General features: G+C 33.3%; 10 protein-coding genes. 6 read left to right on the plus strand and 4 right to left on the minus strand.

Annotated features, from left to right (window positions below; genetic code table 11):
* Positions 1–5: 5 nt before the first annotated feature.
* The 6 genes from AC5YGG_RS09090 to AC5YGG_RS09115 all read left to right on the plus strand — a co-directional run bounded on the left by AC5YGG_RS09090 (position 6) and on the right by AC5YGG_RS09115 (position 7,826).
* The gene (locus AC5YGG_RS09090; RefSeq protein WP_496144196.1) at positions 6–3,527 is read left to right on the plus strand and encodes a DUF6443 domain-containing protein; all 3,522 of its coding nucleotides are present in this window, start codon (positions 6–8) and stop codon (positions 3,525–3,527) included.
* The gene (locus tag AC5YGG_RS09095) at positions 3,511–4,086 is read left to right on the plus strand and encodes a hypothetical protein (protein WP_496144197.1); all 576 of its coding nucleotides are present in this window, start codon (positions 3,511–3,513) and stop codon (positions 4,084–4,086) included. Before AC5YGG_RS09090 ends, AC5YGG_RS09095 begins: the two co-directional genes overlap by 17 nt.
* Before the next feature lie 435 nt (positions 4,087–4,521).
* Complete coding sequence (locus AC5YGG_RS09100) at positions 4,522–5,058, plus strand: hypothetical protein (protein ID WP_496144198.1); 537 nt, start codon at positions 4,522–4,524, stop codon at positions 5,056–5,058.
* Between the two features lie 608 nt (positions 5,059–5,666).
* Entirely contained in the window at positions 5,667–5,867 is a 201-nt protein-coding gene (locus AC5YGG_RS09105) for a hypothetical protein (protein ID WP_496144199.1), read from the plus strand.
* Positions 5,868–5,968: 101 nt separating this feature from the next.
* Entirely contained in the window at positions 5,969–6,313 is a 345-nt protein-coding gene (locus AC5YGG_RS09110) for a hypothetical protein (protein WP_496144200.1), read from the plus strand.
* Between the two features lie 148 nt (positions 6,314–6,461).
* Positions 6,462–7,826, plus strand: a complete 1,365-nt coding sequence (locus AC5YGG_RS09115) for a S41 family peptidase (protein ID WP_496144201.1) — start codon at positions 6,462–6,464, stop codon at positions 7,824–7,826.
* A gap of 69 nt (positions 7,827–7,895) precedes the next feature.
* Here AC5YGG_RS09115 and AC5YGG_RS09120 read toward each other — a convergent pair whose 3' ends face one another.
* From AC5YGG_RS09120 to rpmI, 4 genes are all read right to left on the minus strand, one after another.
* On the minus strand, positions 7,896–9,065 hold the full coding sequence (locus AC5YGG_RS09120; protein ID WP_496144202.1) for a M28 family peptidase: 1,170 nt from the start codon (positions 9,063–9,065) through the stop codon (positions 7,896–7,898).
* Positions 9,066–9,260: 195 nt separating this feature from the next.
* Positions 9,261–10,442 (minus strand): M28 family peptidase, encoded by a 1,182-nt coding sequence (locus AC5YGG_RS09125; protein WP_496144203.1) that lies wholly within the window; start codon positions 10,440–10,442, stop codon positions 9,261–9,263.
* A gap of 550 nt (positions 10,443–10,992) precedes the next feature.
* Positions 10,993–11,337, minus strand: a complete 345-nt coding sequence (gene rplT, locus AC5YGG_RS09130; protein WP_034694451.1) for a 50S ribosomal protein L20 — start codon at positions 11,335–11,337, stop codon at positions 10,993–10,995.
* 120 nt (positions 11,338–11,457) lie between these two features.
* Positions 11,458–11,655 carry a 50S ribosomal protein L35 gene (gene rpmI, locus AC5YGG_RS09135; RefSeq protein ID WP_002979658.1) on the minus strand — a complete coding sequence of 66 codons (198 nt, stop codon included), beginning with the start codon at positions 11,653–11,655 and terminating at the stop codon, positions 11,458–11,460.
* Between the last annotated feature and the right edge of the window lie 33 nt (positions 11,656–11,688).

Raw genomic sequence — 11,688 nt, forward strand, 5'->3', positions numbered from 1 at the left:
CACCGATGAAAAAACTCATAATTCCTATAGGGTTTCTGATGTTGGGCACTGTAAAAGCACAGGTATCCAATACAGAAAATTATGTTCAAACAAAAATCTACCTCGATTATAATGGAAGCGAGGCTACAAAAACCTCTGAAACAATTCAATATTTTGACGGACTTGGCAGATCTAAGCAGGTGATTGGTGTAAAAGCCTCTCCACAAGGAAAAGATGTAGTAACTCATATTGAATACGATCAGTTTGGAAGACAGGCAAAAGATTTTCTTCCCATTCCACAATCAGGAACCCAGTCCGGCGGAATTTACACCTCTCCTCTAGGAAATGCTTCTTCCATCTATGGTGGGGAGAAAATCTATTCCGAAAAAAAATTGGAGAATTCTCCTTTGGACAGAATCCAGCAACAGATTCAGGTAGGAAATGACTGGACGGAAAAACCTGTTAAATTTGACTATGATGCCAATATCCATGAAGATTATGTGAGACAATATAAAACCACCACCACATGGATTGAAGGAAGGACAGAAACTGCGATTGAACTCAATCAATATTTTCTGCCAGCACAGTTATATAAAAACACCATAACCGATGAAGATGGCAACAAAACTATAGAGTTTAAAAACGGAAAAGGGCAGGTTATTTTAGTAAGAAAAGTTGTAAGTACCTCTGAAAATGCAGATACCTACTATGTTTATAACGAATACGACCAACTTGCTTTTGTCATTCCTCCTTTAGCATCAGCACCCACTATAGATAATTCTACAAAAGAGAAGCTTTGGTACCAATACCGCTATGATGGAAGAGGCAGACTTGTAGAAAAGAAACTTCCGGGCAAAGGATGGGAATTTATGGTATATGATAAGACCGATAGACTCATCATGACCCAGGATGCTAATATGCGGGAGCAGAATAAATGGCTGATTACTAAATATGAATCATTGGGAAGAGTTGCTTATACCGGGATCATTGGTGGAGGAAGCAGAACAAGTATGCAGTCTCAGGCAGAAAACCTTATCATCGTAGAGGGAAGAAATGGTTCTGGATTTACTAAAAACGGGATGCAGATTCAATATAGCAATGGATATTTTGTTGATATTGAAACTATTTTAAGTGTTAATTATTATGACACCTATCCTCATTATGATTTTAATCCTCCCTTACCAGCGGAGCCTACTCTTACAGGTTCTCCATCACCCGAGGGAAGAAGTACCAAAGGACTTCCTGTCATGAGCTTTGTTAAGAATATTGAAGATGATAACTGGACCAAGAATTATACTTATTATGATCTGAAAGGTAGAGTCATTGGAACTCATTCTATCAATCATTTGGGAGGATATACCCGAACAGAATCTAAACTTAATTTTGTAGGAGTTCCTTTAAATACAACTACGACTCATAGAAGATTGAAAAGTGACGTCGGGATCACCATAGCAGAACGTTTTGTGTATGATTCCCAGAACAGGTTGTTGCAGCATTGGCATACGGTGGATAGTAAACCGGAGCAGTTGCTGGCAGAGAACACATATAATGAACTTTCGCAGCTTAAGAACAAAAAAGTAGGCAACAATCTCCAAAGTATCGATTACGCTTATAATATAAGAGGTTGGCTGACTGATATCAATAAGGATCAAATGGGAGTTCCGGATCTTGGAGGAAAACTGTTTTCTTATAAAATTAAATACAATCAGAAAACTGGAATCACCAATCCGGATCAAGCTCTGTTTCCCGGAAAAGATGTAAAGCCTAAATACAATGGTAATATCGCCGAAGTAGATTGGCGAGCTGTAGAATCTTTGGGAGCCAATCCACCGTTGGAACCCAAAAGATATGGTTATGCTTATGATAATCTGAACAGGCTGACCGCAGGCTATTATCAGAACCCTCAGAATCCGAACAGTAAGGAACACACGGAATCTTTAAGTTATGATCTGAATGGAAATATAACTAATCTGTACAGGACATCTGTGATGAACGGAACTACAGCCATGGTTATTGATAATCTGGTCTATAATTACGGAACGCCCGGCAATATAGGAAACCGCCTCTTGGATGTCAGGGATAACTCCATGAATAAGGCAGGTTATGAAGGAGGCGGAAAACCAATAGCCTATGATGTGAATGGAAATATGACCGATATGCTGGATAAAAACATATCAAGAATCGGCTATAATTATCTTAATTTGCCCAATGATGTCCTTATTGAAAAAAGTGATATCGAAACCACCACTGTCAAGACAAAATACACCGCTACAGGCGTAAAACTTAAAAAAGAGTTTACATCTTCCATTGTAGGCATTACAGGGGTTTCCACTACAAAAAAGACCACTGACTATCTGGATGGGTTTCAGTATCTGAAGGCTGAAACTACAAGCCCGGGTGGTGGGGGAAGTACGGAGTCTCTTTCTGAAACTTCTGTGGCAATGGAAAGGCAGGCTTTTACGCTGCAGGGTCCTATCAATCCAACAGAACCTGGTATTGATCCGCCTTTTGGAGGCGGTGGTGGAAGTTTTGAATACAAAACTCCTGATTTGCAATTTTTTCCAACTGCAGAAGGATTTTATGATTACACGAAAAATCAGTACATTTACCAATACAAGGATCACCTTGGAAATGTAAGAATAAGCTTTGGCAGAACCAGCGCAGGTGCTCTTGAAATTACGGATGCCAATGATTATTATCCATTTGGAATGAACCACCTGAAAACCGGAAATGCTTTCTTTGGACAAGGGAATTATAAAAACTATAAGTATAATGGTAAGGAGCTTCAAGAGACGGGTATGTATGATTATGGAGCGAGATTCTATATGCCGGATATTGGTAGATGGGGTGTAATTGATAATAAGGCAGAAAAATATAGTTTTACATCTCCTTATAATTATGCTGCAAATAACCCTATAATTTTTATTGATCCAGATGGAAATGAAATAATATTTGTACAAGTAATAAATGAGAATACACAAGTACATCTAAAATATAGCAAAGGAAACTTCTATTATTTAAATGGTGAGAAAAAAGGAGAGAAATATAATGGAAGAACAGATAAAGTAAGTGAAAATTTGTTTAGGCTTGCGCGATCATATCGAAAAATTGAACATTCTGGTAACAAAGTTTTAAAAGGTATGCTTCATCATTTGGAAGAAAGTGATAAAAAACACTATATTTTTGATCCAAAGGAAAAAGATGATGGTTCTGGGGTTGGAGGCACACCTCAAGGTGGCTCAAAAACAATATATAATTTTACGAGTAAATCTGAAGATGATAGGTTTGAGAATACAGAAGGGGTTCCAACATCTGAGTTGACTTCAGTTGTACATGAGATGAGGCACCAATATGATAGAGATATTGAGAATAATAAGGATTCTACTGGGTCGCCTAATGCACAAAATCCTATGGAACAAAGGGCTGTAAAAGCAGAGAATGAAGCAAGGAAATTAGAGAAGCTACCTTTGAGAACAACATATGGAGGCGAAAAAGTAAATCCTAACCCTCCAAATTATATTGTACCTACAGATGAAAAAAAGCAATAAAATAGAAAATATTATGAATGTTTTTAAGCGTGTAATTTTATGTTTCTTAATAGGAATTTCTCTTTTTTCATGTAATAATGAAAAAATTAATCCTAAATTCATAGAGAAGTTATCATCAGTAAAGAATGGGCTTCCATCTCCTTACTTTAACTATTGCTTGTATTTTAAATTGAATGATGGAAGTTTATTAGAAACAAATATTGATTTTATTTACCAATTTTATCAAGATAGAATAGTTTTAGACGATGAAAATTTTAATAAGTATTTAGAAAATTTATTAAATCAGAAAGAAATAATAAAAATAATAGATATAAAAAAGTATAATAATCAACGGTATATTTTGAACATAAGTAAATTAGATGAAAGTGTTGAAAAATTAGAAATTGATGATATAAAGAACAGATATTTGAAACTTGAAAAGGATTTTTTTATCCTACCAACAAGTAAATTTAATTTAAGTATTACTAAAACAATACTCTATAAAATGTTTATAAATGGTTATGTAGTTAATCTAAATGACTATGGAGGATATTACATTATTAAAAGATACACTAGATGATGCATTGGTTCGTATAAAAGATAATAATTTAACAAGAGTTGTCAACTATGCTTCTTCCCCATACTGGTGTGAACATGTCGTTCGTATCCACAGATAAAATAAAAAACCACTGTTTGTTCAGTGGTTTTTACTCTCTTTTCTAGAGAAACTACTATATTTACCAGTACAGAGATCACCTTGGGAATGCTAGGGTAAGCCCCAGCTGCGCAAAGTCTCATGACTTTGAGCCATTAATAAAATAATTCTTTTCCAAAGTGCTCTAAAGTCGGGAGACTTTGGAGAGCTGGGGAATTAGATGCTTCTGGACAATTTACTCAACCATTTTGTCAAAAGAGAATCATTTAGCCCGACAGATATTCTACGTAATGCTAAGCCCTATTTTAAAAAAATCGATGTGAAGAAAAACCTTTTTATGCTAGCTCCAAAAACCAAATAATGAAATATTTAATTATTTTATCTGTATGTATTAGTTTTTCAGTATATGGACAATGTGCATGTGAAAGATATGAAAAAGGGCTCGAATACATAAAACAGGATTTTATAAATAAGGGTACAGAAAAGTATTATAAAGATCTTTTAAATCCTGGAGCTTATGGAATCTCTATTTATGAAAGTTTTTTTCCGCTATATAACTCTGATAGTTATTTTAACTGGTTAAATATTGAAAAAACTAATCCATATAGAAAAAGTAAGTGTCTATCTAAAGTAAATAAAAAAAATTGGGGAAAATTTTGGAAGTCACAAGACTACTATAAAAGCCAAAATGTATTTACAAAAGATAAATTTAAAGGGCCATCTCATATAGCAGTTTTTACTAAATTGAGAAATGATTCTTTAAGAGTTGATGTCATATCCAACTCACATAATGGCTTAAAGTATTGTGGTAGTGTTAATAAATATTTATTGATTTTTGATAAACAAGATAGTATTAAAGAAGCTAAAACATGGACAGCTCATTATGAATGTTTGTAACGATTTTTAATAAATAACCACTGCAACTGTGGTGGTTTTCTTATTCTGTTTTGTATTAGAAAACACAACTAAAACCTACAGTTACGAGTCTTATAAATTGAGTTTATTTTAATTATATTTACCGCTGCGCAAAGTCTCCTGACTTTGAGCTATTAATAAAGTTAATTCTTTTCCAAAGTGCTCCAAAGTCTGGAGACTTTGGAGCACTGGTTTTTTTCTTTTATAAAATGTGAATAAAGAATTAACAAATAAAAGAAAAACTTATAGAAGAAGATTTTGAAGATGAAAAATCAATTCTAATATAAGGATGCAAAAATGTTTGATGTTTTGGGATCAAAATTGGAAAGAACTTTTGAAACTATATATATACAGAAATAGAACAACAAAGCTTAGATATAGACTGGTTTTTTACAGATAATAATGAAATTGCTTTTGTTGCATCAGCAGGAGGTAAACTCCCTGAAGCAATTGCGAAATTAGAAGAGGAAAATGAAATATTGTCTTCTTTTTTTAGAAATCTACCTGAAATATCCGATGTTATTATTAGTCCGGAACTAAAGAATATATTGCCCGATGTAAACGACACGTATTTATCAGATTTTATAAATATGGCTAAAAAAGGAATTTATGCTTTTGATAAAACTGTTTTAAATAATTTTTTAAATTCCAATTATCATTTGGTAGCCATTCCTACAATCCCTTTAAAACTAAAAGATCTATCACCAGATATAATAGAAGCTATTTTAAAAGTTAAATCTAATAAGAAACTTAAAGATCTGAAACAAATTGATGTATTTAAGTTTCATTGATAAAATAACAAAAACACTCAAAACGAGTGATTTTGTATTTTATAAAATGCTTTGCAGATTATTTTGTTGAAGGAATTATTATTCCCAGATAAATCAATATCATGGAGACAAAAAAATTATATGTTTATTTTTTAAATACCTTATCTCATTGTGGTTCATTTATTTTTGATTCCAGTAAAGAGGATATTGAATATCAGATTTTTGAAGAATTCGATATTGGAATTATTTCTTTTTTACATGAAAACTCACTGAAACAGTTGTTAGATTCAAAATTAATTACTTCTGAGGTATATAATAAATGTTTATTATTAAGAAAGCAAGTATTTGAATTACAGGAATTGGATTTATGGAAAATAGATTTAATAAAAACTAATGAAAAATGGAGTGACGTTATTTTGCTTTGTGATGAAATCAAATATATGATTTTAAGTCGCTCAATATTTTAAATGAAATAAAACCATTGCAAAATGCAGTAGGTTTATTATTCTAAACTCCATTAAAATCACCCGAGAAATACATTACCAAATTTAAACCAACTCAAAATGTAACAACCCAACTCAACATCCTACTAATATTATCAAAAAACTGACTCAAATGAGAAAAAAATGCGTGTTATTATTACTACTTCTTGCCAATTCCGTTTTTGCTCAAAAAGTATTTAATGAATTGTATTATCAAAAATTTACTCAGAAGCAATTGGAACAGGATGTGGATTTTATAAAAGAAAAGATTGTAAATGCTCACGTAAACCCTTTTACGGAAATTTCAAAAGAAGAGTTTGATAAAAAATATGCAGATATCCGAAAGTCCATGAAAGATGGAATGACCCAAAAGGACTTCTATTACCTTGCCAAGCCGTTGATTGTTACATTAAACGATGAACATAGCAGTATATCTGATTATTACGTAACAGACAGCATTAAAAACAATATGAAGGTTTTACCCCTGAAATTTAAGTATGATAGCGGTAAAATGATTTTGACGGAAAACTATTCTGATAATAAATTGAATATTGGAGATGAATTAACTTCTTTAAATAATATTCCCATCAATGAAGTTTTGAAAACCTGCGCTCAGACTATTCCCGGAGATAAAGACGAAAGAATTTCAACGGCTGTTGACAAGTTCTGGATTATGATCAATAAATTCTGCTACTTCATCAAAGATAATTATGATCTGAAATTCAAAAGCGGAAATCAAACGGTTGTCAAGAGTATTTCTTTGGAACAGTTGAGAAAAAATGCTTCAAATGCACAACAGAAAAAACAGGAAAAGTTTAAGCCTATTGATTATAAGAAAATTAAAGATGTTGGTTATCTGGCTGTGAATACCTTCAATGACAGACAAACATATCCTATTGAAGAGTGGAAAACAAAATTCGACAGCATTTTTACCCAAATTAGAAAAGATAATGTAAAAAAAATAGTCGTTGATGTACACAACAATTCAGGAGGGAATTCCGCGATTGGAGATCTCTTGATTAGTTATTTTTCAGGGAAATCCTATAATACTTATCAGGGAAGATGGAAAAAAAGCCAGGAATATGTAGACTATCTGAAAAAAGATAATGAAAGCGTACCGGATTATGAAAAACTTAAGAACGGAGACTATTATCCAATGAAATCATATTCCATAAAACCATCAAAAAATCCATTGAAATTTAACGGAAAGACCTATGTGATCGTTGGAAAAAATACGTTTTCAAGTGCAATGATGTTCGGAACAATCGTTTTGGATAATAAACTGGCAGAAGTAGTAGGAGAGGTACCGGAAAGTGGTCATCCTAATCATTTTGGTGAACTTATTGAATTCCAGACACCCAATACAAAACTTGATTTCCGTTTTGGCGTTAAAGAATGGATAAGACCGGCAGGAAATATTACTCCGAATAAGCTTATTCCTAAAAAAATCATTGATTTAAATAATAAAACAGAAGAACAGATTATTGAACAACTTTAATCTGATTTAAATAAATGAAAAGCAGAACAGAAATCAATCCTGTTCTGTTTTTTTATAAAGTTAAGATACTTATCTGTCAATCAGGATATTTTTCACAAGCGTTTGGTCACCTACTTTTAAAATACCGATATACAAACCTTTTTCGAATGTTGAAACATTGATGTTGGTTTGATTATTGACTTTAAGCAAAGACCTTCCTGCTAAATTGGTCAGTTCAAAGCTGAACTTATCGTTTTTTTCCGGAAGTTCAATATTTAAAACACTGTTTGCCGGATTGGGATATATTTTTGCTGCTTCTAATGAGTTAGCAGAAGCAGTTTTATTCGTTAGCGTAGTGGAAGCGGTGGCAAAATGCTGTAATGCTCCTACAGTTGCTTTTCCTATATTATAAACATAAACAGGGTCTACGTTGGCAAAAGTATCTTTGGTAGTATGTGGATAGCTGCTTCGTATTCTTTCAAAAAAACCTGTAATCACTTCACCTTTCTGTTCAAAAGGAATATAATCTGTATCTTCCGCAGGATCTACAGCTGTCTGAAGAGGAGAATAAAGTGCCGTACAGTTTCTAAGCTGTTGCGTCACAGCAGCAGATGCCGCATTATTGCTTGAAAGCCCGCCTTGGTCTTCATCACAATATACCGTATTGTTATTATTTCCCTTTACACCGCCTACCTGATCCAGATTAAATACCAGTTTTATATCCAGTTTACGCACTCCGCCCTGATAAACAACATTATTTACATAGTGAGAACTCCCTATTAATCCCTGTTCCTCTCCGGAGAAATGAATGAATTTAATAGAATAATCTGTAGGGACATCTTTTAATATTCTTGCCGCTTCCAGAATAATGGAGGTTCCGCTTCCATTATCATTTACTCCCGGACCATAAATGGTATCAAAATGTCCACAAATAATCACGTATTTGTTAGGATAAAGAGTTCCGGTTTTAGTGATAATCAGGTTTTTGGAAGTTGCCGATCCGTAGGTAAAAGGACTTTCTACTATTTGACTTGCCGCGTATCCGTAAGAAAGATATTTGTTTTTGATCCAGTTTAAAGCGTTTGTATTAGCTACAGTTCCTGTTTTTTTGATTCCCAGATTTCCAAAATCCTGAAGGTTTGCCGTAATGTTAGCTTGGGTCACCATATCAGCCCTGTCTTTATAAGCCTGAATAAAATTTTGAGCAGCAACACCCTGTATCATCAATACAGCGCATGCCAATGTGGTAATTCTTTTCATATAATTTATTTTGTTTGGTAAAGCGAATGTAGTAAATAAATCACAATGAAGTGTTTAAAATTTTATGGATTCCATAATTATTTTGTGAAAAAAATAAAAGAATACTATTTAATGATTTGATAGACAATATATTACTACAAAAAAAACCTCTGAACGAATTCAAAGGTTAGCTATTTACGTGAAATGTCTTATAAATTATCTGGCTACAAGAACTTTTCTTACTACAGTTTGATCTCCTGATCTTAAAATTCCTACATAGGCACCGTTTTCCAGATTTGAAACATCAACTGTTGTCTGATTCTCACTTGTAAGCAATGATCGTCCCTGAAAATCTGTAATTTCAAAACTGAAGTTCTTTATTTTAGCATCTGGAAGTTCGATATTAACTGTATTTTTTACCGGGTTAGGGTAGATTTGTAAACCTTCCAAAGTTTTTTTGGAAATGGTTTCATGGGTTCCTAAAGTTTCCAAAGCTACAGCGAAATGTTGTAATGCTCCTACAGAAGCCTTTCCAATTTTATAAATATATACCGGATCAGTATTGGCAAAAGTATCATTAGGCGAATGAGGCAAATCACTTCTTATCCTTTCAAAAAAGCCTGTAATGACTTCACCTTTCTGTTCAAAAGGAATATAATCCGTGTCTTCCGCAGGATCTACTTCTGTCTGCAAAGGAGAGTATAATGCTGTACAGTTTCTTAATTGCTGAGTTACAGCCGCAGAAGCCGCATTATTACTGGAAAGTCCAGCCTGATCTTGATCACAGTATACCACATTATTGCTGGCACTGTTGCTCATTTTTCCTCCTACCTGATCCAGATTGAAGACCAGTTTAATATCCATTACTCGGGTATTTCCCTGATAGGCTACATTATTGGCATAATGATAACTGCCTTTTAATCCTTGTTCTTCTCCGGAGAAATGGATGAATTTTATTGAATACTCTGTAGAAACCGTTCTCAAAATTCTTGCTGCTTCAAGAATAATGGAAGTTCCGCTGCCATTATCGTTTACACCAGGTCCGTTAATGGAATCAAAATGTCCGCAAATGATCACATATTTATTGGGATATAATGTTCCTTTTTTAGTGATGATAAGGTTTTTTGAATTAATCCCTGAAAAGCTGAAAGGATCTTCTACGATCTGATCAGCGGTATATCCATAGGATAAATATTTTTCTTTAAGCCAGTTTAAGGCAGCTGTATTTGCCGGAGAACCGGTAGTCTTTACTCCAAGGGCAGCAAACTGCTGTAAATTCGTGATGATATCCGATTGGGAAACTGCTTCAGCCCTGTCTTTATATGCCTGAATAAAACTTTGAGCCCCAATACTTTGCATTGCTATTGATGTGAATAAAAATACAGCGATTTTTTTCATTTTATACTTTATCTGTTTTTCGGGTGCTAATATAGTAATTAATCACTGTTTTCCGTAGATATTTGATGTGTATTATTTTATTTGATTTGTGAATTAATAATTTTATTGTTTTAAAAATACTTATTACCAGTGAATCACTTTTAATGGATCAGTCTCAAAAGTTTTGGATGTAGTGCTAAGATTGTAAATTTGGAGGATGTATATTCCTGATGAATAGTAAAACTCTTACTTCCTGATTTTTTTAGTAGAGCACTTTGAATCAGTCTAAAAAACCGGGGATCATATTTTTAGGATTTATGGGATTTAATTTAATGCAAAATTTTATAACCTTATCTCATATTTTTAAGAAAGTAAAGGATTGAATTAATTTCATTGATTCATTTTAAACGAATGCCCATCCATGACGCTTTTTCAAAGACAAAGCCATACTTCTTAGCTTCCTGAAAGAAACATTTGAATCATCTTTCTTTGTGATTAAAAGGACTGTATAAAACAAAAAATCCCGGAAAAAATCCGGGACTTATATTGATAACAAAAATAGTATTCTACATTATTTTACTTGATCTACAACTGCTTTGAAAGCTTCAGGGTGATTCATTGCTAAATCTGCTAAAACTTTTCTGTTAAGCTCGATGTTGTTCTTTTTAAGAGCTCCCATAAATTGAGAGTAAGACATTCCGTGCTCTCTAGTTCCCGCGTTGATACGAGTGATCCAAAGTGCTCTGAAATTTCTCTTTTTCTCTTTTCTACCACGGTAAGCATATTGCATTGCTTTTTCTACCGCGTTTTTAGCTACAGTCCAAACGTTCTTTCTTCTTCCGAAGAAACCTTTAGCTTGCTTAAAAATTTTCTTTCTGCGAGCTCTTGAAGCTACTGCATTTACTGATCTTGGCATAATTTAAATTGTTTTTTTGAAAAGGGCGGTAACTGATGTTACTCTTATTGGCACCGTTTCAGGGTTGAAATTTTGAATTTGTTTTTGAATTCTTATAAACCGAATATAGATTTATAAAAACTACTTAATTGCTAATTGACGTTGAACGCTTTTTTCGTCCACTTTAGCTACGTAAGAAGTAGTAGTAAGATTTCTCTTCTGCTTAGTTTCTTTCTTAGTTAAGATGTGGCTTTTGTAAGCGTTTTTTCTTTTGATCTTACCAGATCCGGTAAGAGCAAAACGTTTCTTAGCACCTGATTTCGTTTTTAATTTTGGCATTGTTCTGCTTTTTTATTGTTTTTGTTATCAATA

The organism is Chryseobacterium sp. CS2K3 (assembly GCF_059515185.1).

Bases quoted from the DNA above. Each gene is read 5' to 3' on its own strand.
- AC5YGG_RS09090 (WP_496144196.1), top strand. From the start codon at position 6: ATGAAAAAACTCATAATTCCTATAGGGTTTCTGATGTTGGGCACTGTA.
- AC5YGG_RS09095 (WP_496144197.1), top strand. From the start codon at position 3,511: ATGAAAAAAAGCAATAAAATAGAAAATATTATGAATGTTTTTAAGCGT.
- AC5YGG_RS09100 (WP_496144198.1), top strand. From the start codon at position 4,522: ATGAAATATTTAATTATTTTATCTGTATGTATTAGTTTTTCAGTATAT.
- AC5YGG_RS09105 (WP_496144199.1), top strand. From the start codon at position 5,667: ATGGCTAAAAAAGGAATTTATGCTTTTGATAAAACTGTTTTAAATAAT.
- AC5YGG_RS09110 (WP_496144200.1), top strand. From the start codon at position 5,969: ATGGAGACAAAAAAATTATATGTTTATTTTTTAAATACCTTATCTCAT.
- AC5YGG_RS09115 (WP_496144201.1), top strand. From the start codon at position 6,462: ATGAGAAAAAAATGCGTGTTATTATTACTACTTCTTGCCAATTCCGTT.
- AC5YGG_RS09120 (WP_496144202.1), bottom strand. From the start codon at position 9,065: ATGAAAAGAATTACCACATTGGCATGCGCTGTATTGATGATACAGGGT.
- AC5YGG_RS09125 (WP_496144203.1), bottom strand. From the start codon at position 10,442: ATGAAAAAAATCGCTGTATTTTTATTCACATCAATAGCAATGCAAAGT.
- rplT (WP_034694451.1), bottom strand. From the start codon at position 11,337: ATGCCAAGATCAGTAAATGCAGTAGCTTCAAGAGCTCGCAGAAAGAAA.
- rpmI (WP_002979658.1), bottom strand. From the start codon at position 11,655: ATGCCAAAATTAAAAACGAAATCAGGTGCTAAGAAACGTTTTGCTCTT.